The 25,239-nt window shown below is 66.0% G+C and carries 20 protein-coding genes; 8 read left to right on the forward strand and 12 right to left on the reverse strand.

Annotation, left to right across the window (positions count from 1 at the left end; all coding sequences use genetic code 11):
- Nucleotides 1-19: 19 nt before the first annotated feature.
- The 5 genes from ACIBCN_RS36680 to ACIBCN_RS36700 form a co-directional block, all read right to left on the reverse strand.
- The gene (locus tag ACIBCN_RS36680) at nt 20-859 is read right to left on the reverse strand and encodes an SDR family NAD(P)-dependent oxidoreductase (RefSeq protein ID WP_396996543.1); all 840 of its coding nucleotides are present in this window, start codon (nt 857-859) and stop codon (nt 20-22) included.
- A gap of 4 nt (nt 860-863) precedes the next feature.
- Nucleotides 864-1,808, reverse strand: a complete 945-nt coding sequence (locus ACIBCN_RS36685; RefSeq protein WP_396996544.1) for a sulfotransferase — start codon at nt 1,806-1,808, stop codon at nt 864-866.
- A complete protein-coding gene (locus ACIBCN_RS36690) occupies nt 1,805-2,974 on the reverse strand; it encodes an MFS transporter (RefSeq protein WP_396996545.1) in 1,170 nt (389 codons plus the stop codon). The genes ACIBCN_RS36685 and ACIBCN_RS36690 overlap by 4 nt, the downstream gene beginning before the upstream one ends.
- A complete protein-coding gene (locus ACIBCN_RS36695) occupies nt 2,971-4,314 on the reverse strand; it encodes a DegT/DnrJ/EryC1/StrS family aminotransferase (protein WP_396996547.1) in 1,344 nt (447 codons plus the stop codon). Before ACIBCN_RS36695 ends, ACIBCN_RS36690 begins: the two co-directional genes overlap by 4 nt.
- 455 nt (nt 4,315-4,769) lie before the next feature.
- On the reverse strand, nt 4,770-5,147 hold the full coding sequence (locus tag ACIBCN_RS36700) for a hypothetical protein (RefSeq protein ID WP_396996548.1): 378 nt from the start codon (nt 5,145-5,147) through the stop codon (nt 4,770-4,772).
- Between the two features lie 149 nt (nt 5,148-5,296).
- Between ACIBCN_RS36700 and ACIBCN_RS36705 the strand changes: the two genes are divergently transcribed.
- Together ACIBCN_RS36705 and ACIBCN_RS36710 are read left to right on the forward strand one after the other, a co-directional pair.
- Entirely contained in the window at nt 5,297-6,472 is a 1,176-nt protein-coding gene (locus tag ACIBCN_RS36705; protein WP_396996549.1) for a PucR family transcriptional regulator, read from the forward strand.
- A 138-nt stretch (nt 6,473-6,610) separates the two neighbouring features.
- Nucleotides 6,611-7,756, forward strand: coding sequence for a beta-mannosidase (locus ACIBCN_RS36710; protein WP_396996550.1), 1,146 nt, complete (start codon nt 6,611-6,613; stop codon nt 7,754-7,756).
- On the opposite strand, the gene ACIBCN_RS36715 is transcribed toward ACIBCN_RS36710, so the two are convergent.
- From ACIBCN_RS36715 to ACIBCN_RS36735, 5 genes are all read right to left on the reverse strand, one after another.
- Nucleotides 7,757-9,433 (reverse strand): ArnT family glycosyltransferase, encoded by a 1,677-nt coding sequence (locus ACIBCN_RS36715; protein WP_396996551.1) that lies wholly within the window; start codon nt 9,431-9,433, stop codon nt 7,757-7,759.
- On the reverse strand, nt 9,430-10,899 hold the full coding sequence (locus ACIBCN_RS36720) for a glycosyltransferase (protein ID WP_396996552.1): 1,470 nt from the start codon (nt 10,897-10,899) through the stop codon (nt 9,430-9,432). The genes ACIBCN_RS36715 and ACIBCN_RS36720 overlap by 4 nt, the downstream gene beginning before the upstream one ends.
- Entirely contained in the window at nt 10,896-12,395 is a 1,500-nt protein-coding gene (locus tag ACIBCN_RS36725; RefSeq protein WP_396996554.1) for a hypothetical protein, read from the reverse strand. The genes ACIBCN_RS36720 and ACIBCN_RS36725 overlap by 4 nt, the downstream gene beginning before the upstream one ends.
- Complete coding sequence (locus ACIBCN_RS36730; RefSeq protein WP_396996556.1) at nt 12,396-14,345, reverse strand: hypothetical protein; 1,950 nt, start codon at nt 14,343-14,345, stop codon at nt 12,396-12,398.
- A 174-nt stretch (nt 14,346-14,519) separates the two neighbouring features.
- Nucleotides 14,520-15,470 (reverse strand): AraC family transcriptional regulator, encoded by a 951-nt coding sequence (locus tag ACIBCN_RS36735; protein ID WP_396996558.1) that lies wholly within the window; start codon nt 15,468-15,470, stop codon nt 14,520-14,522.
- Nucleotides 15,471-15,795: 325 nt separating this feature from the next.
- On the opposite strand from ACIBCN_RS36735, the gene ACIBCN_RS36740 reads away from it, so the two are divergent.
- On the forward strand, nt 15,796-17,406 hold the full coding sequence (locus tag ACIBCN_RS36740; RefSeq protein WP_396996559.1) for a DUF6119 family protein: 1,611 nt from the start codon (nt 15,796-15,798) through the stop codon (nt 17,404-17,406).
- Between the two features lie 61 nt (nt 17,407-17,467).
- Entirely contained in the window at nt 17,468-19,396 is a 1,929-nt protein-coding gene (locus ACIBCN_RS36745; RefSeq protein ID WP_396996561.1) for a M3 family metallopeptidase, read from the forward strand.
- A 6-nt stretch (nt 19,397-19,402) separates the two neighbouring features.
- Here the strand turns inward: ACIBCN_RS36745 and ACIBCN_RS36750 are convergent, their stop codons facing one another.
- Nucleotides 19,403-19,858: a MarR family winged helix-turn-helix transcriptional regulator gene (locus tag ACIBCN_RS36750; protein ID WP_396996563.1), complete on the reverse strand. Its 456-nt coding sequence runs from the start codon at nt 19,856-19,858 to the stop codon at nt 19,403-19,405.
- A gap of 98 nt (nt 19,859-19,956) precedes the next feature.
- Between ACIBCN_RS36750 and ACIBCN_RS36755 the strand changes: the two genes are divergently transcribed.
- The 4 genes from ACIBCN_RS36755 to ACIBCN_RS36770 all read left to right on the forward strand — a co-directional run bounded on the left by ACIBCN_RS36755 (nt 19,957) and on the right by ACIBCN_RS36770 (nt 23,748).
- Nucleotides 19,957-20,715, forward strand: coding sequence for a DODA-type extradiol aromatic ring-opening family dioxygenase (locus ACIBCN_RS36755; RefSeq protein WP_396996614.1), 759 nt, complete (start codon nt 19,957-19,959; stop codon nt 20,713-20,715).
- A gap of 37 nt (nt 20,716-20,752) precedes the next feature.
- Nucleotides 20,753-21,313, forward strand: coding sequence for a DoxX family protein (locus ACIBCN_RS36760; RefSeq protein ID WP_396996565.1), 561 nt, complete (start codon nt 20,753-20,755; stop codon nt 21,311-21,313).
- A gap of 174 nt (nt 21,314-21,487) precedes the next feature.
- The gene (secY, locus tag ACIBCN_RS36765) at nt 21,488-22,807 is read left to right on the forward strand and encodes a preprotein translocase subunit SecY (RefSeq protein ID WP_396996567.1); all 1,320 of its coding nucleotides are present in this window, start codon (nt 21,488-21,490) and stop codon (nt 22,805-22,807) included.
- A gap of 41 nt (nt 22,808-22,848) precedes the next feature.
- On the forward strand, nt 22,849-23,748 hold the full coding sequence (locus ACIBCN_RS36770) for a response regulator (RefSeq protein ID WP_396996568.1): 900 nt from the start codon (nt 22,849-22,851) through the stop codon (nt 23,746-23,748).
- Here the strand turns inward: ACIBCN_RS36770 and ACIBCN_RS36775 are convergent.
- Nucleotides 23,715-25,154, reverse strand: coding sequence for a short-chain fatty acid transporter (locus ACIBCN_RS36775; RefSeq protein ID WP_396996569.1), 1,440 nt, complete (start codon nt 25,152-25,154; stop codon nt 23,715-23,717). The two genes, ACIBCN_RS36770 and ACIBCN_RS36775, sit on opposite strands and share 34 nt — an antisense overlap.
- Nucleotides 25,155-25,239: the final 85 nt, after the last annotated feature.

Genomic DNA, 25,239 nt, shown 5'->3' on the forward strand with positions numbered 1-25,239 from the left:
GCGCCGAGAGCGGTGCTGTTCACTCCGGTTTCCCGGAACCGATCACTTCGGCTTCCCAGGGCAGGTGCGCCGAGGTCGGGCCGAGCACGCTCGCGCCACCGTCGACCAGCTGGACCGTGCCGGTGATGTAGGAGGCCCGCGCGCTCGCCAGGAAGGCGGCAGCGGCGGCCATCTCCTCCGGATGGGCGATCCGGCCGACCGCCGTATGCGTGCCCATCGCATCGAACTGTGCTTCGACCGTGCCGTCGGTGGCTCGTTGTGCCGCAACGCGTTCCAGCAGGGGAGTGCGGGTCGCGCTCGGTGCGAGCACGTTGACGGTCACGCCGTCGCGGCCCACCTCGGCGGCGAGGGACTGGGCGAACCGCACGATGGCCGCGCGGGTCACGCCGGACATGGCCAGGCCGCTGATGGGGACACTCGCCGTCTCCGATGCGACGAACAGCAGTCGGCCCCAAGCCGCTCTCCGGAGATGAGGTAACGCGGTGAGCGCCACGTCGACGGCGGGCATCAGCACCGCGTCGACCGCCCCCCGGTAGTCCGACATCTCGAACGCCGCCGCGTTACCGGTCGGCGGCGTACCGCCACTGATGACGACGATGTGCAGCCCGCCGAACTCCGCGACGACCTCGTCGATCCAGCGGCGGGCCGCCGCACTGTCGGTGATGTCCACGCTGGTGGCGTAAACCCGGCCGCGCGCAACCTCTTTGATGGCCCGTTCGGCCGCCACCAGCCGCTCGGGATCCCGCGCACCGATGGCCACGTGCGCACCCTCGGCGGCAAGCTCCCTGGCGATGGCCAGGCCGATGCCGCTCGATCCGCCCGCTACCAGCGCGACCTTGTTCTCCAGACCCAGATCCACTCGACTAGCCCTTTCCGTTCGAGTCCGCGGCGCCGTATCCGTACCGGCGCGAGAGCGGCCACGACAGTGCCGCGACCGTTCGCCTGGCACCCTTCGACAGTCCGGTCCGCCAGGAGTCGTCGGACGGGCGGATGACGGTGGCGCCGGTGTGGAACCGGTCCGGGTTTCCGGTGACCGTGTGATTGGTGTGCAACTCGACCGTTCGATCGGTGACCGGGTTGGCCGCGGGATCGCTGTCGATCAGTCGCAGCAGTTGGTCGATCGTGCCCGCCGGATCGGCGATGAAGTCCTCATACCGCAGGAACATGGACCGTTGCGGATAGCGTTTGGTGATCGCGTGCGAGGCGAGATTGAAGCCGGTCCAGTAGCCGGTGCTCTTCCCCGGCCCCATGGCGTACACGTATTCCTTCGGCTTACTCCATGATTGGGCCACCGCGCGGGGATCGCGCACCAGATGGACGTAGTACGGGGTGATGCCGTCGAGGTGTGCGAGCAGCGCCGCTTCGCCGGGAACCTTCGAGGTATCGACGATCACGCGTGACTCGCTGCGCTTGGCGATGGCTTGGTAGGCCTGGGTCATCAGTGCGGCGTGCGCGCGGAGCTGCTCGGTGCGCAGGCCCCGGAGCACCCGCCAGGTGTGTCTGGTCCGGACGCTACCGAGCTGACGTTGGATCACCGCGTCGGCGTGCTCGACGAAGGTGGTTCCCGCGGGCTGCCCGACCGGCAGGACCGTGGACCAGACGGGGCAGTCGACCAGCTTTCGCCCGCACCCGCAGTCCTCGTTCACGCCGCGGCCCGCCGCGTTCTTCCACAGGAAATGCAGCTCGCCGACGTGAAAGAAGCCGGGGATCTCGTTGAGGATATTGCCGATGATGGTGCTGCCGTTGCGGCACCACCCGGTGATGCACAGGATCTTCAGCGGCGCGTTGTCCGCGGGTGTGTTCGTCATCTGCCGACCGCCTTCTCCGTGGTCACCGATTGCCGGATCGTCATGGCCAGCACCGAGGCCGCGAGTGCGCAGCCCGCGCCGACCACGAAGACGGCCGGGTAGCCGAACCCAGTCGCGATGGCCCCGGTGGCCGGGCCCCAGACGAACAGCCCGAGATCCCAGAACGAGGTGTAGGCGCCGAGTGCGGCGCCCTGCTTGGCGCTTTCGGTGTTGTTCATGACCATCAAGGCCAGTGAGGGGTGCAGCAGCGAGAATCCGACACCCATCACCACGGCCCCGACCACCGCGGCCAGCAGGTTCGGCGCCCACGCGATGATCAGTAGTCCCGCGGCTTCGCCCGCGCCACACCAGGATGCGACCCGGCGCGGCCCGAGCTTGTCCGGCAGGTGCCCGATGACCAGCCGGGTGCCCGCGTACACCGCGCTGAAGGTGCTCAAAACGATGACGCCCGAGTCGATTCCGCGTTCCTGCAGGCCGGTGATGACAAACGCGGCCAGCCCGACGTAGCCTGCTGCCCCGAGTGCGAGGCCGAGACCGGGCAGCACGGCGGGCCGCAGTAGCAGTCCGCGCCCACCACCCGACGGCTCGACGTGCGGTTGTGGCGGAACAATGCTGATCGAGATCAGTCCGACCAGCGGCACCGCCGCGCAGAAGGCCCACACCACGTCGATGCCGAAGTGCCGCAACACCGCACCGAGCGCGGTGCCGAGTGAGATGCCGCCCCACATGGCGACGCCGTAGAGCCCGATCACTTGGCCGCGCCGGTTGTGCGGGGCCAGCGTGACGGTCCAGACCGCGCCCGCCGTGAACAGCGCGGCCTCGCCGACGCCCGCCAGCAGGCGCGCCACCATCAGGCCCGCCAGGCCGATCGGCAGGAAGTAGAGCAGCCCGCCCGCCGCGATGGCGAGCGCGCCGAACCGCATGACGGAACGATGCCCGTATTTGTCCGCCAGGCCGCCGAAGATCGGGCGGGTGAGCAGCGCGGTGAGCGCGGTGGCGGTAACCGCGAGCCCGACCGCGAGATCACCCGCGCCGAACTGATCCCGCACGTGCGCGGGCAGCACCGGAATCGCCGCGGACAAGCCGAGGTATCCGCAGAACAGCCCGCCGAACACGCCGGCAAGGGCCAGGCGTGGGAACGCTCCCGTATCGGAGGGCGCCGTCATCGCTGTCCGGCCCACGCGGAACTGGAGCCTTTGTCGGAGGTCGCGGTGAGCGCGCCGATGACCTTGCGCACCGCGGCGACGAGTTGGTCGCAGTCCGCCTGCGTCAGCGTCGAGGACAGCGGAATGTCCACTGCCCGTTGCAGATAGCGCGTCGCGTTGGGCAGCAGCTCCTTGATGGCCGCGGTCTCCATGCCGCGGAACATGAACCGCCAGTTCCAGAAGGCCCGGATATTGTGATCGTCGTCCGAGCCCAGATTGCGCGCCTCGATGCCCTCGTGGCACAGCGCCCGCGCGAACCACTGCGCAGCCCCGGCGGGCACCAGGAAGATGAACGCTTCACCCAGGTAGGCGCCGGGTGCCACCGGTCGCCGGATGTGCATCCCGGCGATATCGGCCAGTGCCGTCGCGACGTAGTCGTAGTTGCGCCGGAACGCGGCCAGCCGGTTCGGCAATTTGCCGAGCTCGGCGCGCAGCAGCGCGGCCCGGATCTCATCCATCCGGAAACTGAGCAGCGGCAGCTCGAGATCGGTGTCGATCGGCGGCGCGCCGTCCGGGAAGTGCCGCCGCAGCCGCCCCTCATAGGCGCCGGAAAGCACGGTGGCGCGGGCGAACAGGGTGCTGTCGTCGGTGAGCAGGAAGCCGCCCTCGCCGCTGTTGAGCGCCTTGTCCGATTGGGTGCTGAAGGCGCCGGCCAGGCCGAAGGTGCCGAGTTTGCGGCCGTCGAGTTCCGCGCCGAGCGCCGGGACCGCGTCCTCGAAGATCGGCACACCCATTTCCTCGGCGAAACCGATCAGCGCGGCCATATCTCCGGCAAAGCCGCGCATATGCACCACCATGATGGCCTTGACCTGCGTGGTCCACCGGCTCCGTAAGTCGGCGACGTCCAAATGGAGGTTTTCGTCCACGTCGACCAGAAATGGCGTGCAGCCGGCGAGGATGATGGCGCTCGGGGTGGCGGCGAAAGTAAAACCGGGACAGGCGATCAGACTGCCGGGTTCGATACCGGCGGCCATAATGGCCAGTGCCAGGGCCGTGGTGCCGCTCGACGTAGCCAGTGCGTGTTCGCACTCGAAATAGCGGCACAGTTCCGCCTCGAACTGCCCGCACTCGGTCTCCTGCGGGGACCGATAGTCGTATCGGAAGTACAGGTGGCTGCGGATCGCGCGCAGTGCCGCTTCTTCGTCATCCGGATGGACGCACACCGCACCGCGGTCGTAAGTCGGCCATGGTTCTTGTCTAACGGGATTTCCACCGTCGAGAGCCAGTTGTACATCGGCGGCAATCCGGGTACCGGACAACTGCCTATTTTCCGCTGAATGGTCGACTTCGTTGTCCGCCATCGTAATTCCCTGCCCAACTACCAGAAAAGCTTGGCGAGCTATCGCTCGCATCGCCCGTCGAGTTCCGTCGGAAACTCGACAGGACGTTTCCGGCAAACGGTACACCGAGATTTCATTTCGGATACCCGAAATCGATTGCTCGCCAATGACATCGGATCTTGGGGCTTGCCTGGGAACAACTTGTACGGTTGGCCAAAATTGCGGTCCGCATGCGTGGCACTGCTGCGCCATGGCACGAAAGGAGTCGCCCCCGAATGGGTTTGGTGCAGACCGTGCGACAAACCCTCGCTCGAGGGCTGGATTGGATCAGCGCGTAGGCCACCGGTCGGCGGCTGGATATGGTGACCTACGCGCTGCGCCGTGACCATTCCCCGCCGATGGTCGCGTCGATTCGTGCTCGATGCTGGTCGAGATGCTCAGTGACACAGTGGTATTGGTGTCTGTCGCCGGTAAATTCAGGACCAATCCTGGAAGATGACGAGTTCCGGGCCGGGGGCGAGGAAAAGATCGACTTTGCCATTGGGGCGGCTGGCGGCCTCGCCGATGACCTCGCGCAGCGACGCGTACACGTTGTCGTCGTCCTGGTCGAGTGCCGAGTCGTCCTCGATGCCCACGCTGAGGGCGCTATGCGGGACCACCTGGCTGATCAGCGCGGGCAGCGGGCCGTTGGCCATGGCCTGGGTCTCGCCCGGGGAGAGCTGGACTCCGTAGATACCGGCCTCGGGGGCGGCGATCGGCACGACGGCCGAGGCGGATCCGGCGCCGATCACGGCCGCTGCGGCGGCTCCGGTGGCAACGGTGGCGGCGGCGAGGGCGATGGTTCGAATGTTCATGAGGGCTCACTTTCCTGGCGCGAATGGATTGATGCGTACAGGCTCTGATCGGCCTGTCTCAATGAAACATCAGCAAATCTTCCGCTAATAGTCTGGTCGGGGCTAACGTTGCAGCTGAAACTTGTCGATGAGAGACAACGGAGACCGCGATGGGCGATCTACCTGAGCAAGCGTTGCGGAGGCTGGTCGGCGAGCTGAGTCACAATCTCGACCTGCTCGGCCCGCTGGCGGAACCGGTCCGCATCGAGTCCGCGCAACTCGCCGCGCTACCACAGGGGGAGAGATCGAGCTACCTGCGCCGGATCGGCACCGCGACGCTACGGTCGCTGTCCGAGAAACGCCCGCTCGCGGCGGCGGAGCTGGATGTGGCACGCCAGCTGGGCACCGACTGCGCCGAGCAGGGAGTGCCGCTCGAGGCGATGCACGAAGGCATGCGGGCCGACGCTTCGGTGGCGCTGTCGGTCCTCGTCGAATATCTACGAACGGCGGGAGCCGATCCGGACGCGTTGCTGGATGTTGTCCTCGAACTGCACGGACTAGCCGTCGAGCAGGAACATCAGGCCACCCGTGCGCACCGCGCCACCGAACTACGGCAGGCCCGCACCGATCGGGACCAGCGCAACCAGCTGCTCCGCCAACTCATGCTCGGCGGTGCTGAGCTCGACTTCGAACTACTGCGCCGCGCCGGGATCGACCACGCCGGGCGCGCGCATTGCCTGGTCACCGCGGAGTACGGCGCGCAGGCAGTGCAACGGCTCGAAGCCCGTCTTGCCGTGCAGGGCGGACTGTTCGGACTGGTCAACGGGGTGCTGTGCGGAGTGGTCGGCAGCCTGCCCGCCGCCGATGCCGTCGGCGAAACCTTGGTGGTGGCCAGTCCCGCGTGCGCGATAGCGGAGTTGCCGACCACCTATGGGCTGTGCGGGGCGGCCCGCGACGCGGGACTGCATCTCGGTCTGCGGGGGCTGGTGCTGCTGGGTGATCTGGCCGCCGACGTCACCCTGGAATTCGCGCAGCGCGCCGCGCCCGATCTGGACCGGCTGTTGGCCGGACCGCTGCTGGAGGCGTTGTCGACCGGCGACAGATTCCATCGGGAGCTGGTCGCCACCGCCCTCGCCTATCTCGATCACGACAGTCGGCTCGACGCCGCAGCAACCGCGCTGCACGTGCACACCAACACCGTCAAATACCGCCTGCGCCGACTCCAGGAACTCACCGGGGTGGCACTCGATCCGCCGCCCGGCGCCGGAGCCGTCCAGCACACGTTGCGTTGGTGGTGGGCGCTGCGCAGCTGGCGATACGACCAGATCGGAACGGCCGCCCGATGAGGGAACCGAGCGAGCGCCTAGGGCGTGGTGCCGTGTCGGGCGTCGGTGCGGCGCGTAGCGTGAGGCTGTGACCACGCGTAATGCGCAGGACTGCCCGGGTTTCACCGTCGAGTCCGCGCTCATGCGCTAGACGGGGCGATGGCTGCCAAGGGGGCGCGTCGCGCCAGCCTGCTGGCTGTCGCCGCCCTGCTACTCGGGGTGTGCGGCTGTTCGGATCATCCCTTCACACCGAAAGACGGACGACCGCCGCGGGCAACGCGCCCGGCGGCCGAGGCGGCCGTCACGGCCTCGCCGCAGGGACTGCGGCTGCGTGGCGCGCCGTGGTGGCCCGCCGGGTTCAACGCGCCACAATTGGCGACGAACTGGTCGGTGAACTTCGGGTGCGGCGCGCAGACCGACCTGGACAGTTACTTCGGTGCGCTGCCTGCCAACTCGTTGACCCGCTTTAACCTCTTCCAAGCCTTGGCGATCAACAAGCGAACCGGCGCGGTGGATTTCAGCGCCGCGGACGCGGTGTTCAACGCCGCCGAGAAGTACGGGCAGATCGTGCTGCCGGTGCTGTCGCCGCAGGACGGCGGCTGCGCGGATGAGCAGTTCAAACAGCGACAGTGGTATGTCAAGGGCTGGACCACCGTCCAACCGGTCGATGGCCGGTCCGTGATGAGCTTCCGTGACTGGACGACGGCCGCCGTCGACCGGTGGAAGAGCGTTCCGGTCCTCGCCGGGTGGGAACTGGTCGGCGAACCGGAGCCGAGCAATTGCACGGGAAGTCACTGCGATCTGCCCGCCCGCACCTGCCCGCCTGACGCGGCAGCGGTGCTGCGCACGTTCATGGACGACGCCGGAAGCATTGTGCGAGAACTGGATCCGCACCGGCTGATCTTCGCCGGGTACGCGGGCGGCGGCCAATGTGGCACCCAGGGTGACGAGTTCCGCACGGTCAGCGCGTCCCCGAACGTCGATGTGGTCGAGTACCACGACTACATCCGTGGCTCGCTGCCGGGCGACCAGTGGAACGGCTTGGGTGTTCGGCTGCGTCAGGCCGCGGAACTGGGAAAACCATTGCTGGTGGCCGAGATCGGCGAAGAGGCCGGATCCTGCGGCAGCATCCAGGACCGGCGCGGGTATCTGGACGCGAAGTTCGTCGCGCAGCGGGCCGCCGGGTCGGCCGGTGCGCTGATCTGGGCATTCGTCCCCGATCCGCGCCCCGATCAGTGCACCTTCGACGTCGGCCCCGAGGATCCGCTCTGGTCGCTGGTCGCCCAGCGGACCACCGTGGGTTGATCAGTCCGCCCCGAGCACCTGGTATACCCGCCACTCCGGCTGACCCGCACCGTCATTGGGCACCTCCAGCACCAATGTAGCGATGCCGCTGCCGTTCTCGTAGAGGGTGGGATAGCGCCGATTCACCGCGTCCGAGGTGCCGCGTCCGGTATTCGGCACCGCCAGAATGTATTTCACGCCGCGCTCGGCGGGCCGGTTGAGTACCTTCACGAAGTCACGATCCGACGGCACCACGAACTGGTCGGGCCGGTGCGACGCGACGACAACGGCGAAGCCGTACACGGTATCCATCAGCACCGCACCGCGCGGCAGCGCCATCGCGTCCAGATAGTTCGCCAGCCGCCGCTCGGTGCCGAAGGTGGCGGCGATCCGGCGTTCGTCGGCCCGGCGCTCGGAGGCGTTGTCCGGATCCGGGAACAGCACCGCGCCCAGCGAGTACTCCTGCACGGAGATGGCATGACTCGACATTCCCCACGCCGTCAACGGAATCGCACCGGCCAGCAGTGCGAGGGTCAGCGCCATGCCGACGGCCGGTGCGCCGAGGGCCGCGCGGGCGCGGTGCCTGCCGGAGGTCGGTTCCGGTTCCGGTGCTGCCGTTTTCGCGTGCCTGCCCGGCCTGCGGCTCGGCGGGAGCCCGCGCACGGGCGCCACCTGCAGCGTCAAGACCGCGGCCAGCGGTATCGCCGCCACGTAGAACCGCAGGAACGCGAACGTCGACCCGCTCGCGTAGCTGAACGCTTGAAAGGCCAGCACCGCACCACACAGCAGGATCGGCACCACCACCTGCGGGTCGCGCCTGCGCACCGCGAGCGCGCCGGCGATCGGCACGAGCAGCGGGAGCACCGGCCCGAGAATGAGCGTCGCGGCCGTCGAATACTCCAGCGCCGCAGTGGTTTCGATCGCCGCTGAACTCGACTGCTGCAGGATCGAGGAGTTTCCGTACTGCGAACTGAACTGCTGGAACGCCTGCCCGGTGATCAGCCAGCTGGTGGCCGCCCACACCACGAACGCGGCCGCCGCCGGCAGCACGACGAGGATGAAATCCATGACGGCGCAATGCCATCGGTGGCTTTCGCAGCGACTGCGCCGGTAGGTCACCGCGAAAACCAGCGCCCCCGCGGCGGCCGCGGGCGCCAGCGCGTCGTACCGGGTGAGGTAGGCGAGCCCGAGTGCGACGCCGCACGCCGTCAGGTCGTTCGCGTCATCGGTGCGCATCCAGCGCAGCAGCCTGCGCATCGCCCAGCACAGGCAGAACAGGAACGGCGCCTCGCTCATTCCGTTGGCGCCGTAGAACACCACCATCGGATTGAGCGCGAACACCAGCGCGACGCCCCCGCTCAGCCAGAGCGGCGCGCCGCGATCGGTGCCGATGCCGAACACCAGCACCACCGCACCGGCCATGAACAACGCCGACATCAGCACACCGGACAGCCCCCAGGTGGTGATGCCCGGAAACCACTGTGCCAGTGCGACCATCGGCAACTGAGCCAGCGAGGTCAACGGCGTGAAGACGAATCCGATCGCCGACAGGTGCGGGTCCCGGCTGAACAGCGTCGCCTGGGTGGCGGAGACCCGGCTGAGCGCGTCGCCCATCAGGAAGCCGTGGCCCGCGCTCAACCAGGCACCCGCGGCCAGGTACAGCAGCGTCGACGCGAGGAAGATCCAGCGCACTCTCACTCGGTGGCCTCCTTGGTGCCGAGGCCGTGAAAGGTCTTCTCCCAGTACGACGGATTGCGCACCAGCTGATAGCAACCCTTGGCCGCGGCGATGCTCATCAGCAGCCAGTACAGCGGCACCGTCAGGCAGGCCAGCAGCAGATCCGACCGGTTGTTCTCCCGGCAGGCAAGCAGATTCATGTAGATCGTCGCCCCGTTGCCGATGATCATCGCGATCAGCGACGGAAAGTAGACGGCGGAGGGAAAGAGCTCGCCGATCACCGAGGGCTGCCCGAGAATCCAGGACAGCGTGATGAACCAGAACACCAGATTCAGGCAGGCGATAATCGGGGTGCCCGCGAGGATCAGCGTGAACCGGATGAAACTGACCGTGCCGATGCTGCGCCACAACCGGATCGGCCGCCGGGTGTGCACGAGCCAGGTCTGCAGATAGCCCTTGTACCAGCGGGACCGCTGCCGCACCCAGTTGATCGGGTCCGGGTTTGCCTCTTCGAGCGTGGTCGAATCGATCACGGCGGTGCGATAACCCGACACCGCGATGCGCACCCCGAGATCAGCGTCCTCGGTCACGTTGTACGGATCCCACGCGCCGATATCGGTCACCACGTCGCGCTTGAAATGATTCGACGTGCCGCCCAACGGAATCGGCGCCTTACTGCGCATGAGTCCCGGCAGCAGGAATCCGAACCACAGTCCGTAGTCGGCGGTGAACCAGGCGGTGAGCAGATTCTGCCGCCCGTTGTGGAAGGCGAGTTTGGCCTGGATGCAGACCACGTCGTCGGGTAGTTCCGCGAAAGCCGCTACCACGCGCCGTAATTGGAGCGGCTCGGGGATGTCCTCGGCGTCGTAGATGGTGACGATGTCGCCGGTGGCCTGGTGCAGACCGTAGTTGCAGGCCTTGGGCTTGGTGCGCGGTTGCGCCGCCGGCACCAGCACAATGGTGACGTGGTCGACGCTGGCCAGCATGCCGATGCCCGCGCGCCGGGCCGCCTCGATGGTGGGGGAGTCGTCCTCCTCCAGCAACAGCAGCACCTGCAGGCGGTCCTTGGGATAGTCGAGCGCCGTCATCGCGCCGATCAGATCGCCGACTACCTCCGGTTCGCCGTACGCGGGAACGAGAATCGTGTAGGGCGGCAGTTCCGCGTCGGTCAGCGCCAGCGCTCGCTCGTCGCTGACGGTCATGATCGCGTCCCTGGCCATCCCGCGCCGGAAGATCAGCAGCCGGTCGCCCATGGCGGTGAGATAGCCGAGAGTGCACAGCGCGACGAGCACGGTGCAGGTGCCCATCGGGAAGAACACCGCGCACGCCGCGATCAGCAGCACCAGGGCAAGCGCCGTATTGCGTTGCCACGGCAGGAAAGCCACCGAGGCCGACGCCATCGGGTCGGCTTCGCGCAGGCCGTGCACCGCTGAATGCAGCGCGCGGGCGCTGGCCGAGCCCGGTTCCGGGCCACCCGTGGCCGTCATGAGCGCTCGGTTCCGGCGACGATCGCCCGGGCGACGGACAGCAGCATGTCACGGTCCTTGTGCTCGGTGTCGGCGTCGACGTCCGCGGATTCCGAGTCCAGGACAACGGCTTTCCCGCGCAGGAACTGATGCAGGAAGTTCTCGAAGATGCCGAGCATCGAGGGTTGCGGTGGCGGGAACGCGGCATCGGACTCGTGGTTGTCCGCCGCGATCAGGCTGATCCGCTCCGCACCGTCCGTGCCGCTCCAATTCCAGGTGAGCCAGGTCCAGCTGAGCAGCCGTCGATCGTCGAGCACGGTATTCAATCGGGCGGTGATGCCGTGGCCGAGATCGATCCGGGTCGGCGGGCTGATCCTTGGCTGAGGCATGTTGTAGAGCACGAATTCCGGGTACCGATCGATCGCGTATTGATCCTTGGCGCGCACGGTGTCGATGACGAGGCGGCGACGCCGAGACTCGTTGTCCCACAGCGGGTTGGGTTCCTGGGCCCGCAGCAGCTGCCTGGTCATCGAGGTGCCCTGGCCGAAGTAGTGCTGCGCCCACGGAAATTGCCGCTCGCTGAGCTGGTTCCAGCCGGGCGGCACGGTATGCGGCTGCGCGACAACGAGTCCGGGCATCACCGGAAAGCCGCGGTCGTAATCCGGCGGAATCGGAATGATCATGATGAGGATCGCGGCGGCGGCCACCGTCGCCGCGGCGGCCCACGCCTGCGGTGCGGTGAGCGGGTCCAGCTCGCGGTCCAGCGGGCGCAGCGATGTCCCGCGGCGGCGACGCCAGTCCACATACATCACCATCGCGACGACCAGCACCGCGATCACCGACGGAACCGCCTGATAGACGAGCACGCGCGCGGTGGGGAACCAGATCCGCAGCCCCGCGAGCACCGCGCAGCCGACGGCGAACGCCAGGCCCGCACCGACCCAGGCGCGGGTTCTGCTGCGGCCCACCGCGATCGCGGCGGCGAACGCGGCAAGCAGCAGTATGGTCGCGCCCGCCGAGACGCTGCCGCCGCCGACGATGACGCGCATGGCTCGATACGGTGGCGGGAACGCGGCGAGCAGCAGCAGCCAGCATGGCCAATACCGGGTGGTCGGGCGCAGGCCGAACAGCAGAACGCACGCGGAGATGACGAACAGCCAGGCCGCCAGCAGGTCCAGGTGCAGCATCTCGTACAGATAGCGATAGCGCGGTGTCAGCAAACCCAGTGTGCAGGCGGACAATCCGAGTCCGATCACGCCGACGATCAGATCGGTCTGGCGGTCGTGAATCGGTAGCTCCGGCCCGCGGCGCAGGGTGATTCCGATCGCCGAGAATATCGCGAGCACCGGCAGCACGAAGACGAACCCGATGCTCGATCCGGTCCACGTATCGTGCAGCAGGCGAACCCAGGTGGTCCAGAACGCGGCGGCGGTGGCGAGCAGAATCAGCACCAGCCGCGCCGCGATTCTGGTGACGGTCCCGCGGGTGTGGCCGCGCGATACCGTGCCGGTGGACATCTACCGCCTGCCGCGCCGCAGCAGTACGGCCACTGCAGCCAGCACCCCGATCAGCACCACGGCGGCCCCGGCTCCGGTGAGAATCTTTGCCAGCGAGGTCATTTCGGAACTGTCGGCGGTCTTGGCGGCGGCGGTGGCCGGATCGAGGAACTCCGGCTGCCGATCCCCGGCCTGGAACAGCACCGCGCCGTGCAGTCGGGACCAGCGGTTCAGATCGGCGTTGAGCCAGCCGAGTACCCGGTCCAGATGCTCGGGGGTGTCACTCGACGCGCCGACGACGATCGTTCGGCCACCGGACCAGGTGCTTTGTAGCGACGCGAACGGCGTCTTCGGGTCGGTGGTGATCCTGCTGATCGTCTTCCCGTCCTCACCGGTCAAGGCCAGGCCCGCGTCGGTCTGCCGCAGTGGCAGCTGAATCGACTCCGGCACTTCACCGTTGGTCGCGATCAGGACCGCAGGTGATTTGCTCGCGACCGCCTGGTCGAAGGTCACCAGTTCTGGGCGCAACTGGATAGTGGTGAGCCGCTGCAGTCCGGTCAGTACCGTCACCGCGCGCACGGTGTCCGCGAAACCCGGTGTCCGCAAACCGATTTGCACATCGGGCAGGAGAGCCTGTGGCAGTGCGCCGAAGCCGCCGGGGATCGGCGGTGTCGCGACGGCGCTGGTGACCTCGCTGCTCGGATCGATCGTCAGTGTCAGCGGCGCTTCCAGGCCGCAGCCGTGGGTGAGGCCCGCCTGCTGGTAGGTCACCGACAAGGTGGTGAACCGACCCAGGGTCGAATTCGGGATGGAAATCCACCGGTCGATCCGGCCGGAACCGTCCACCGGCCAGCTGTCGATATAGGTTTCACCCGCGCTCACCGTGAGCTGACCGTTCAAGGTATCCGGCAGCGGGGTGTAGCTGCCGCGCAACCGAACTCGCACATCCTTGCTCGGCCGGCCGAGGCGCGACTGGTCGATTCCCACCTCGACGCGCACCGGGCCGATCGCTGTCGAGCTGAGCTGAGTCTGACCGAGTGCGCCGAGAGTCGTACTGTCCGGCGCGAGTTGGGGTGCGGGCGGCAGCGCCACCGCCGTCGCGGCCGAGGAGATCGCCACCTTGGCCAGATCGCTGACCAGCAGCCGCATCTGGTCGGGCAGGGTCTTCTCATTGCCGTTGATCGTGAGCACCGGCGTCGGCTCGCCCGCCAACCGCAGTCCCGGGTCGGCGGTTTCGCCGATCACCACTTGGCGCTCGAGCAAGCCCGGCGGATGATCGGGCACCGCCGCGCCCGGCTGCATCGGCCGGACATCCACCGCCACTTGCTGATTGCCGTAGCGGGCGATGACCGCGGTGGTCAGCGACATCGCCGCGGCGCTCTCGACCTGCTTCGGATCGGCGGGGAGATACACCGTCAGCTTCTGCAACACGGGTGGCAGGAAGTCCGCGACCGTCGCTGGCTGCTGCTCCGTGCCGTTGTAGATGACGCCGGCCTCGATCATGGTCAGCGGCCGCCCCAGCCAGTCGATGACGCAGGCGCCGGCCTCGGAGATCAGCGAGGAGGTCACCGTCACCGCGATCGCGTTATCGACCACCTCGGCACCGCCCAGCGACAACCGGATCGGCGCGCGCGGCACCAGCGGCAGTTCGACCCGATCGATCAGCCGCTCACCCGAATGCACCTCCAGCGACCCGCGCGCCACATGCGGCGGAAGTTGAATGGTGCCGACCAGTGCGGTCGGCACCAGCCCCGGCAACAACGGAATGTTCACCGAAACCTGATGCTCGGCCCCGGGGAATCTCAACGACGTACCAAGCCCGAGCGCAGACAACCCGAGCGGCACATCACCCGGCTCGGCCGTCGCGATCGGCACCCCCGACACCGCCAAAACCGCCGCGACCAGCGCAACGGATCGACGCCAACCCGGTAGTCGCCGCGCTGTCGCGCCGGACTGTGCACGCAAGGTCATGAGCGGTCTCCCTGGTGTCAACCGCGGCAGCAGACCTGGCCAAGTCCGGCCAGCACCGCGCGAGCGAATCCTGGACCTACAGGTCGAATCCTAGGGTGGACCTGCGTTGATGTGTCCACGACATGCCAGATTTGGGCGTTAATTCGCCCTCCGGCAACCATCAGGCGGCTTGTATTACTTGCGAGGGTAAGCCTTCCGCACCTGGCCGGGGCGGAGACCATACTGCTTCGCGAACGCCTCCCTGAACGCGCTGAGCGACCTGAATCCGGACTCGAAAGCGATGGCATCGATCGTGCTGACGTTGAACGGATCTTGAAGGCGCCGCCGGGCCTGCTTCAATCTGGCCTCGCGAATGAGCTGTGCCGGGGGAGTGTCGGTTGTCCGCAGTGCAAGTTCGAGCTGGCGTCGCGAGCAGCCGAGATGATCCGCCACGGAGTGTGGAGTAATGGCGGGGTCGTCGGAGGTTTTCTGGACGTAGGTCGCGGCATCCTTGGCGATCGACGCGAGGCGATCCAGATATGGTGCCTGCCGTTCATGGATGGACCGCCCTAGTAGGTCAACGAGCCGACCGGCGATCTCCGCGAATTCCCACCCGGACATGGTCTCGCGATGCGTGGCGAGTTCTTTGGTCATCGCGAGCACTGTCGCGAGGATCGCTTGTCGTGAGTCGAGGGTGATCGGCACGCCGTTGTCGAGATCGGCAGGAATGTCCTCGGCTGGGACGGTGAGAATCCAAGCGTGGGCATTGTCGTCATGTGCCAGGCTCAGCGGACGATCCAGGGAAACCATGCCCATCTGTCCGGGTGTCAGCACTGCCGCGCCTTCTCCTTGAGCGAGCTCTATGCGTCCGTGCAGTGGGATCACGAGCCGCGCACTGCGGTCGTCGTCGTTGCGTAGATGGGCGGTGGTTCGCTGATAGCGGATGCGCAGGGATTCGAACTCGACCAGCTGGTAGGCGCCGCACCGCTGGACCTCGGTTCTGCCGACGAAATCGCGATGTTGGCCGAAATCGAACCGCAACTCACCGTGGTTCATTCGGACATGACGTGTCCAATAGTCGGCCCGGTCTCCGTCGGAGACGTGGAGCGTTGAGAACGTTTCTCTCTGATACTCCAGATCCGCCACGTAGCCCCCTCTCCTGCGCAAATTCGGTGTCAGGTGTGCGCAGATCCGGTGGCACCGAATCTGGTTCTCCCCCTAGCCTTTGCGTGCAGAGTACCAATAACACATCGGTTAGGAAGGAACAGTTCTCACCTATGCAGGCTGAGCTGCCTCTTGACAGAGGATCGCTGAGAGTGTGCCATGAATCTAGTGCTAGTTATGTCGAATTGAACAAGCGACTAGAAGGGCTGTCGGGCGCGCGCGGTACATCCGCCCCGATGATGAACTGCCGCCACCCGAAAGTGCGAGCATTCAGGTTGTCCCTCTGCAGTGTGGGGGTAGAGCTTTCATGCGAGTGACCGTATATCTACTGCGAGAACATGCGGACCTTTCGCCGGAATGCCTACGGCAACCCAGCGGATATAAGGAACGACCGCTCATCCCTGCCGAGGAGGGGGTGCAGTGGCGGCTGTTTGTCTATCAGGGGTGCGACAAGCCGGTCTGCTGGCATGACTATCTGGTTCCGTTGTTGGACCAGGTCGATGAAGACGAGCCGATTACTGGCAGGTCGGCCGGAGCGGTGTTGCTCGTTGCGGCACATGCTCGAGTCTTCGCGATCACTTTCGGACACGGTTTCCAGGCAATCGATAGATCCCTGATAGAGCACGATTTCGGGTTGAAGGTTGCGGCGAATTCGATCGACCCGGACCGAGTCAACCTCGCCGACACGCGAGGGCTCGGCAAGGGGCGGCGCAACGCGACAAGTCGGTTGCCGACACCCAACGATGCATTCGCTCTTGGGCTGCTGACCGATGAGGAATGGATTCGTAGGTTCGGTGGAGAAGTCAAGATCCCCGGTTTCGCCAAAACCGTGAACGGTTCCGATGCCCTGCAGCTGAATGTCGACAGTTTCGACTTCACGGCGTTGTCGGACAGACTTGGAAAAGTGCTGGAGCTCTACGTATCTGACGATTACACCTCGATTTTCCCGTTCCTGGACTACTTCCGGAGAGAAACCGACAAGGAGAAGATCGCCGAGCTGGATCTCCAGATCGCCGAGGCGATGCGAGGACGGGATCGCGAAATCGGCTTCGCGCTCCCCGACGACTCAGACCTCGCTGCTGATGTGTTCCGGCTGTCCCGTCGTCGTGCGGGCGAAACTGTGTGGGAACTACTCACAGACGACGTCTACTCCGCCATTGATGACGTTGATGGGTGGGCTGACCCGCTCAACGCGGTAAAGGTTCAGGCGTTTGACCTAGGCGGGGAGCCGATCAACGAGAGAGAGCCGCTACGGAACTATGTAGTTGGTTCCGCCAAAAGCAATCTCAATGGTCGTCCGCAAGACTACGCACTCACTGCGGGGGCCTGGATTAGGATCAACAACGACTACGTCGAGCTGGTAAACCGGTACATGCGCGACAGTATCGTCGATATGACGAAGGATCTGAAACTGCCGCCCTGGGACGACCAGTTCCTGCTGGACAATGTGCCAGGAAAATACGGTGAGGAACGATACAACAACTTTCTCGGACAAGAACTCTCGGACGCAATCGTCCTCGATCGACAGCTCTACCGTGGTCGGCCCGGAGTGAAGATCGAGGTGTGCGACGTGCTGACCCGGGACAAGAAGTTGCTGTGCGTCAAACGGATGGATGGCTCCGACAAGATGAGTCATCTGTTCCAGCAAGGCTCGGTGTCAGCACGGATGTTGGCGGACGACAACGACTATCGGGAGAAGGTGATGGCCGACCTGCATCGCCTCGACCCTTCGGCCGAATTCGGATCGGCCAGTGAGTGGACGGTGGTCTACGCGATCGCGACTGCCAAAGAGGGCGATCTAGAGAAAATCATGTACTTCTTCTCCCGCGCCGCACTGAAGATGCATGGCGAAGCAGTCGGCGGGAGGGGTTTCAAGGTCGCGATCGCAAAGATCGACCACACGGCGATCATGAAGTGAGTTGGTGCTGAGCCGAAAGCTCTGTCATGACTGGCGTGAGGGCGGCGGTTACTGTCGGGGAATGAGTTCGCAGCCGCTTGCCTTGCCCTCAGCCGACTGGTCCGACTGGCTCGCCGATTACGTGTTCAGCAGGCTGGAGACTGTCTCCGCGACGCTGGACCTGCTCAAAGACGGCAGCCGCCGCGATAGCGCCGCGGTGCTCGGCTTGTGGAATGACGCGGACATCGCGCTGCGTGGTGCCAGCTCGGCTGCCTCGCTATTCGTCGAAGTCCATCCCGATGCCGTCGTGCGTCGGCGTGGCGAGGAGCTGGTTCAGCAGGTGGATCGGGTCCGGACCGAGCGCGATCTCGATCGGGCGCTCTACGACGTGGTCGCGGCCACCGACTCGGCCGGTATGGATGAGCCCGCGTTGCGGATGCGTGATCATGTGCTGCGCGATTTTCAGCGTAGTGGGGTGGACCGCGACGATCAGACGCGTGCTCGGCTGCGTGAGATCTCCGAGCGACTCACCGTGCTCGACCAGGATTTCGGCCGGGCCATCCGGGATGACGTACGCGCGATTCGGGTCGCCGCCGAACAGCTCGAGGGGCTGCCCGCGGACTTCGTCGAGGCGCATCCGCCCGGCGAGGACGGATTGATCGCGGTCACCACCGACTATCCGGACTACCGCCCGTTCCGTGCGTATGCCCGCGACGCCGAGGCCCGCCGCGACCTCACGATCGAGTTCGAGAGTCGCGGTTGGCCCGTCAATGACGCTGTCCTGCATGAGATGTTCGATCTTCGGCACGAGAAGGCGCGGCTCGTCGGCTACGACAACTGGCCCGATTACGACGCGGCGGTCAAGATGGTCGGCACCGGCGACGCCATAGCCGACTTCATCGAGCGGATCTCGACTGCCGCGGCCGACGCGGGCCGGCGCGACCTGGACGCGGTGCTCGCGCGACGACGCGAGGACGACCCCGCAGGCACTGTTGATCGTTCCGACATCGGTTACTACACCGAGTTGATCCGGCGCGAACAATTCGACGTCGATGCCAGGGAGGTGCGCCGGTACTTCGATTTCACCCGGGTGCGGGCCGGACTGCTCGACGTCACCGGGCGGCTGTTCGGCCTGGAATACCAGCAGGTCGACGTGCCGCGCTGGCATGAGGATGTCGCCGCCTACGACGTGTATGCCGAAGGTGAACGGCGCGGCCGAATTTATCTCGACCTGCATCCGCGCGAGGGCAAATACAAGCACGCCGCGCAATTCGACCTCGTCAGCGGTGTCACCGACCGCCTGCTGCCCGAGGGAGTCCTGGTGTGCAACTTCTCGCGCGGGCTGATGGAACACCAAGACGTCGTCACGCTGTTCCACGAATTCGGGCACCTGATCCATCATGTGCTCGGTGGGCGGCAGGAATGGGTCCGGTTCTCCGGCGTGGCCACCGAGTGGGACTTTGTCGAGGCGCCCTCCCAAATGCTCGAAGAATGGGCATGGGACGCAACGATTCTCGGCACCTTCGCCATCGACGAGACCGGCGCGGCTATCCCCGCCGAGCTGGTGGCACGGATGCGGGCGGCGAAAGACTTCGGCAAGGGAATGGGCGTGCAGACCCAGGTCGGCTACACCGCGGTGTCCTATCTACTGCACCGCGACCGGCCTGCCGATCACACCGAGGCGGTCTCGGCAGCGATGGAACGCTACGGCGTGATTCCCGCGTTGCCTGGCACCCATTTCCAAGCTTCCTTCGGGCACCTCGCGGGCTACACCTCCGCGTACTACACGTATCTGTGGAGCTTGGTCATCGCGAAAGATCTGTTCTCGGCCTTTGATTCCGGTGACCTGTTCGAACCCTCGGTGGCGCACCGGTACCGCGACTTGATCCTGGCTCCCGGCGGGTCACGCGACGCAGCCGATCTAGTCGCAGACTTCCTCGGTCGCCCCTTTACGTTCGACGCCTTCGCGGCGTGGCTCGATCGCGCGCCGGTGCCACAGTCGGCTGCATAAGTCCGGTCAGCCGCGGAGCCTGGTCGCTACTTCGCCGAGGCCGTCCGCGATCGCCTTGCGCTGGGCGGGGGTCAGTACGTCGATCAGTAGATCGCGGACCAGGGCGACGTGGCCGGGGGCCGCGGCTTCGAGTTTGCGGAGTCCGGCGGGGGTGAGGGTGGCGACGATGCCGCGTGGGTCGTCGGGGGCGGGGCTGCGGCGGACGAAGCCGGCCTTGGCGAGCTGGTCGATCTGGTAGGTGAGGCCGCTCTTCGAGGTGAAGAGGGCGGCGGAGAGTTCGGTCATCCGGAGTTCGGCGCCGGGGGCTCTGGCCAGTCGTACGAGCACCTCGTACTGGGTGTGGGACAGGTGGGCCTCGTCCTTGAGCTGCTGTTCGATGCGACGGTTGAGCAGTGCCGTCGCGGCAAGGAACGCTTCCCAGGCGCGCATCTCTTCGTCGTCAAGCCAGCGCGGCTCGGCCATCGGCCCACCCTCTCGAGGTTGTTCAAATTCAAACAATAACCTACCATCAGGGTAGCTGTTCAAATTTGAACTACATGGAAGGGTTGAGAGCGATGCGGATGCCCGTTGTCTACCTGTCGCACGGTGCCCCGCCGCTGGCCGATGATCCGATCTGGCCGGGCCAGCTGGCCGCATGGTCGGCGGAACTGCCGAAACCCGAAGCGGTGCTGATGATTTCGGCACATTGGGAAGATGCGCCGCTGACCATCGGTGCGACAGGCACGGTTCCGCTGATCTACGACTTCGGGGGCTTCCCGCAGCACTACTACGGGGTGACCTACCCCGCGCCCGGCGCACCGGAATTGGCCGAGGACGTGCGCGGACTGCTGCGCGGACCCGGCATGTCGGTGCACGACGCCTCGGATCGCGGACTCGACCACGGCGCGTACGTGCCGCTGGTGGCGATGTATCCGAATGCCGACGTGCCGGTGCTACAGATGTCGATGCCGACCCTGGACCCGTCGGGGCTGCTCGCGCTCGGCCGCAAGCTGGCACCGTTGCGCGACCAAGGCGTGCTGATCGTCGGCAGTGGATTCTTCACACACAACCTGCGGGCACTCAACGATGACGGATCGGTGCACCCGGTGATGGCCGAGTTCGACGAATGGGGCAAGCGCGCGTTGGCCGCGGGCGATGTCGATGCCCTGCTCGACTTCGAACACAAAGCTCCCGCAGCGCATTTGGCACATCCGCGGACCGAACACTTCGCGCCGCTGTTCGTCGCACTCGGCGCCGCCGACGCCGACCTGGCCACCCAGCGCAGCGTGATCGATGGCTTCTGGCTCGGCCTGGCAAAACGCTCCCTCCAATTCGGCTGACTCCGACCGACCTCTCCCCACCCGAAAGGAACACCAGATGAGTTACACCGCAACAACTTCGCGCACCGAATCCACCTCTGCTCCGATCGAGACGACAGGGCATGCCGCCACCCCGCATGCCTATGACGCCGGACTGCTCCTGCTGCGCATCGCGGTCGGGCTGACCATGGCCGCGCACGGTGCGCAGAAGCTGTTCGGCGCGTTCGGTGGTGGCGGCCTGGACGGAACAGGGCAGTTCTTCACCAGCAAGGGATATCCGGCCGGTGAGGCGATGGCGCTGGTCGCCGGGGTGACCGAAACCTTCGGCGGACTCGCGCTCGCGATCGGACTGCTGACGCCGCTGGCGGGTGCCGCGGTGGTCGGCACCATGCTCAACGCGCTCGCGGTCAAGGGCACGGGCGCCTTCTTCGCGCCCAAGGGCATCGAGTACGAACTGATCCTCACCGCGGCCGCCGCGACCATCACCCTGACCGGGCCCGGCCGCTATGCCGTCGACCGCCTCGTGCCCGTATTGCGCGCGCACCGACTGGTGTACGGCCTCGCCGCCCTCGTGCTCGCGCTGCTCGCCGCCGGTGCGGTATTGGTGGTGCGGAACTAAGCCACCTGCGTAAACAGGTGAATTTCCCCCAGTTGGGGGAGGCATAAGTCCAACTCACGGGCGACGTGGACGGCTACGGAAACTCCGTAGCGTCGAAGGCCCTTGGCAGGTTCGAATCCCCGCGTTCCCGGCGGTATCGCCCTGTCCACCAGCGTCGTTCGCCAGGAGGATTGTGTGTTTTCCGCCGTCGTATCGGCTTTTCGAGCCCCGGATCTACGGCGGAAGATTCTGTGCACCTTGGGCTTGCTCACGCTGTATCGGCTCGGCGCGACCCTGCCATCGCCCGGCGTCGATTTCCGATCGGTGCGCGCCTGTATCGCCATCGTCTCCGGCGGTGAATCCGCGGGGATCTACCAGCTGATCAACCTGTTCTCCGGCGGTGCGATGCTGCACCTTTCGGTATTCGCCATCGGGATCACGCCCTACATCACGGCGGGCATCATCATTCAGCTGCTGACCGTGGTGATCCCGCGGTTCGAGGAACTGCGCAAGGAGGGCCAGACCGGCCAGACGAAGATCACCCAGTACACCCGCTATCTGACGCTGGCACTCGCGGTGCTGCAGGCATCGACATTGGTCGCGCTCGCCGCGCGAGGACAGTTGTTGCGCGGGTGTCCCGAGGACATCCTGTCCGACAGCTCGCTGTTCGGGATGATCATCATCGTGCTGGTGCTGACGGCGGGCGCGGCGCTGGTCATGTGGTTCGGCGAGTTGATCACCGAGCGCGGCATCGGCAACGGCATGTCGCTGCTGATCTTCACCGGTATCGCGGCGCAGATTCCGAGCCAGGGCAAGTCGATTCTGGACAGCAAGGGCGGGTTGCTGTTCGCTGCCGTGTGCGTCGCGGTGTTCTTGCTGATCATCGGCGTGATCTTCGTCGAGCAAGGCCAGCGCCGGATTCCGGTGCAGTACGCCAAGCGGGTGGTCGGGCGGAAGATGTATGGGGGTTCGTCGACGTATCTGCCGCTGAAGGTGAATCAGGCCGGTGTCATCCCGGTGATCTTCGCGTCGTCTCTGCTGTATCTGCCGCAGTTGCTAGCGCAGTTGACGCAGCACGGCTCGGGCCCGCAGTCCAAGTGGCAGGAGATAATTCAGAAGTACCTGGTCAATCCGGGCAGCCCGGTGTACGTCGCGATCTATTTCACGATGATCGTGTTCTTCACCTACTTCTATGTCGCGGTCACCTTCAACCCGCAGGAACGCGCGGACGAGATGCGCAAGTTCGGCGGCTTTCTGCCGGGCTACCGGCCCGGTAAGCCGACCTCGGACTACCTGAATTTCGTGCTCAGCCGAATAACCCTGCCCGGCGCCGTCTACCTCGGCGCGGTGGCCGTGCTGCCGAACCTGCTGCTCGGCATCGGTGGCTCCGGTTCGGTGCCGAGTCTTGCGTTCGGTGGTACCTCCGCGCTTATCGTGGTGAGCGTCGGGCTGGATACGATCAAACAGCTCGAGAGTCAACTGATGACCAAGAACTACGAAGGGTTCCTGCGCTGAACATCCGGCCGGAAGGTGCGTCGACCCACCCACTGCGCCGGGTGGCGTCCTCATTCGTCCTAGCTATCACCGCGGCGACGCTGTCGGTGACCGGCGTGCCCACCGCCTCGGCGGCGGCAGGCGGCGCGGTCGACACCCATCAGCCGGTCGATTGTGACCGGCACATCGATGTATCCCGGGTTGACACCGAGTCCACCTCGCGCGCAACGATTTCGGTCTTGCTCGCCGACAATCACGTGGTATTCCGCACGGGGCTGCGGGCGGCGATCGGGGCTCAGCCGGACATCGAATGCGTCGCGGAGGTCGACCACGGCCTCGCCGCCATCCGGGAGATCGAGCGGTTGCGGCCCGATGTCGCGCTCCTCGATCTCGACATGCCGGGTCTGGACGGACCGGCGGCCATCGACGCGGTCGCGGCGCTCGGTGGAGCCACTCGTATTCTCACGCTCACCACCTCGGGCACCGATGAAAACCTCTACCGCGCACTGTGTCTCGGCGCCTCCGGATTCCTCGTCAAAACGCTGCCGTCCACCGGCCTGGTCTCGGCCATCCGGATGGCGGCCCGCGGCGACGCGCTGATCGATCCGGGCCTGACCCGTCGCTTGGTCACCCGGCTGACCACCGGGATCGAACCATTCCCCAGTGCGCCGGAGGTCGAGACCCTCACCGCGCGCGAGCATCAGGTGCTGCTGCTCATCGCCAAGGCGTATACGAACCCGGAGATCGCCGACGCGCTCGGCGTCGGCGAGCAGACCGTGAAGACGCATGTCTCGAATGTGCTGGCCAAGTTGGGCGTTCGCGATCGGGTGCACGCGGCCGTTTACGCGCACACCCGTCGCATCGTCGCGCGGGAAGCGCTTTCCGCGCCGGATGCGTTCCCGCAGTACACCATTCTCGGCGGTGCGAGTTACGGTGCGCCGGGAATGATCGGCGGGACGTAGTCGAACGTCAAGCCGAGCAACCACACCAGCAGCAGCACCACCGGTAGATGGAAGATGAACTGCAGGAACGTGAATCCGACGAGATCGCGCGCCCGGAGTTTGAGTACGGCCAGTAGTGGCAGCATGAAGAACGGATTGATGAGGGTGGGCAGCGCCTCGGCGACGTTGTAGATCTGCACCGTCCAGCCGAGGTTCATGTGCACGTCGGTGGCCGACTGCATCACGTAAGGCGCTTCCACCAGCCATTTTCCGCCGCCGGATGGGACGAAGATGCCGAGCACCACGGTGTAGATGGCGATCACGACGGCGAAGCTGCCGCCGCCACCGATGCTGGTGAAGAACTCCGCGAGGTGCTGCGAAACGGTAAATCCGCCACGGCCTTTCGCCTTGGTGAGGATCGCGGCCATGGCGGCGTACAGCGGGAACTGGACGAGGATGCCTGCCGTGGCGGGCACGGCGAGGGTGACCGCCTGCAGGAACCTGCGCGGCGTGCCCTGCAGTACCAGGCCGAGGACCAGGAAGACGAGCAGGTAGCTGTTCAGGCTGCTGACCACGGTGAGGACGGACTTGTCGAGCAGCTGGAAGAGCAACCAGGCCAACGTCAGCAGCCCGGCCAGGATCGGCAGGATGTGGCTGTATTCGAGCCATTCACCGGGCCGGGAGCGCGGCGTCACCTCCTCGGGCTGGTCGTCCAGGTCGACTTCGAGTAGCTCGGCGGTCTTGATGGCCTCGCCCTTCGGTGCCGAGAGATGCGCGATCACCACGGTCAGCGCCATCAGGATGACGCACATGAGCAGGGACTGCCAGGTGAAGATGGTGCGTCCGAAGTCGAGCACGCCGGTGATCTTCAGCAGCGCGGGCGGCAGCGAACTGGCGGTGGCCTGCAGCTGCGCGGCCGAGGACGAAAGGCCAAGTGCCCATACGCCCCCCAACCCCATGAAGGCCGCCGCGCCGAGTGCGCGATAGTCCACCCGCAGGTCGGTGCGCCGCGCGATCGCCCGGCAGAGCAGTCCGCCGAAGACCAAGCTCAGGCCCCAGTTCAGAAACGAAATCGACATCGAAAGCAGCGCAACGAAACTCACCGCGCCTGCCGCGGATCGCGGCATGACGGCGAGCTTGTCGATCAGCCGGGCGACCGGTGGGGAGGTGGCGACGACATAGCCGGTGAGCACCACCATCGTCATCTGCAGGGTGAACGCGGTCAGATCCCAGAAGCCGTCACCGAAGGCGGTGGCGACTGATTTGGGTGACGAGCCGTTGACGAACGCGGCAAGGGCGACAATGAATACACCCGCCAATGCGAAGACATACGCGTCCGGGAACCATTTCTCCGTCCACCGTGCGAGCGACTGCGCGATCCGCGCTAGTCCCGTTTCGGAGCCGGCTTCTTCAATCGTGGACGTCATGGAGTTGTTCCTCTACTTTCCCAACGCTGCCCGCACGCGTGTGACGCACCGCACACGGGTTCGGTTGGTCAGTATTGGTGCCCAC

Source organism: Nocardia sp. NPDC051052 (assembly GCF_044456045.1).
GTDB lineage: Bacteria > Actinomycetota > Actinomycetes > Mycobacteriales > Mycobacteriaceae > Nocardia.

Bases quoted from the DNA above. Each gene is read 5' to 3' on its own strand.
- ACIBCN_RS36755 (WP_396996614.1), top strand. From the start codon at position 19,957: ATGCCCGTTGTCTACCTGTCGCACGGTGCCCCGCCGCTGGCCGATGAT.
- ACIBCN_RS36690 (WP_396996545.1), bottom strand. From the start codon at position 2,974: ATGACGGCGCCCTCCGATACGGGAGCGTTCCCACGCCTGGCCCTTGCC.
- ACIBCN_RS36710 (WP_396996550.1), top strand. From the start codon at position 6,611: ATGGCTGCCAAGGGGGCGCGTCGCGCCAGCCTGCTGGCTGTCGCCGCC.
- ACIBCN_RS36775 (WP_396996569.1), bottom strand. From the start codon at position 25,154: ATGACGTCCACGATTGAAGAAGCCGGCTCCGAAACGGGACTAGCGCGG.
- ACIBCN_RS36695 (WP_396996547.1), bottom strand. From the start codon at position 4,314: ATGGCGGACAACGAAGTCGACCATTCAGCGGAAAATAGGCAGTTGTCC.
- ACIBCN_RS36745 (WP_396996561.1), top strand. From the start codon at position 17,468: ATGAGTTCGCAGCCGCTTGCCTTGCCCTCAGCCGACTGGTCCGACTGG.
- ACIBCN_RS36705 (WP_396996549.1), top strand. From the start codon at position 5,297: ATGGGCGATCTACCTGAGCAAGCGTTGCGGAGGCTGGTCGGCGAGCTG.
- ACIBCN_RS36685 (WP_396996544.1), bottom strand. From the start codon at position 1,808: ATGACGAACACACCCGCGGACAACGCGCCGCTGAAGATCCTGTGCATC.
- ACIBCN_RS36725 (WP_396996554.1), bottom strand. From the start codon at position 12,395: ATGTCCACCGGCACGGTATCGCGCGGCCACACCCGCGGGACCGTCACC.
- ACIBCN_RS36720 (WP_396996552.1), bottom strand. From the start codon at position 10,899: ATGACGGCCACGGGTGGCCCGGAACCGGGCTCGGCCAGCGCCCGCGCG.
- ACIBCN_RS36760 (WP_396996565.1), top strand. From the start codon at position 20,753: ATGAGTTACACCGCAACAACTTCGCGCACCGAATCCACCTCTGCTCCG.
- ACIBCN_RS36730 (WP_396996556.1), bottom strand. From the start codon at position 14,345: ATGACCTTGCGTGCACAGTCCGGCGCGACAGCGCGGCGACTACCGGGT.
- ACIBCN_RS36700 (WP_396996548.1), bottom strand. From the start codon at position 5,147: ATGAACATTCGAACCATCGCCCTCGCCGCCGCCACCGTTGCCACCGGA.
- ACIBCN_RS36750 (WP_396996563.1), bottom strand. From the start codon at position 19,858: ATGGCCGAGCCGCGCTGGCTTGACGACGAAGAGATGCGCGCCTGGGAA.
- ACIBCN_RS36740 (WP_396996559.1), top strand. From the start codon at position 15,796: ATGCGAGTGACCGTATATCTACTGCGAGAACATGCGGACCTTTCGCCG.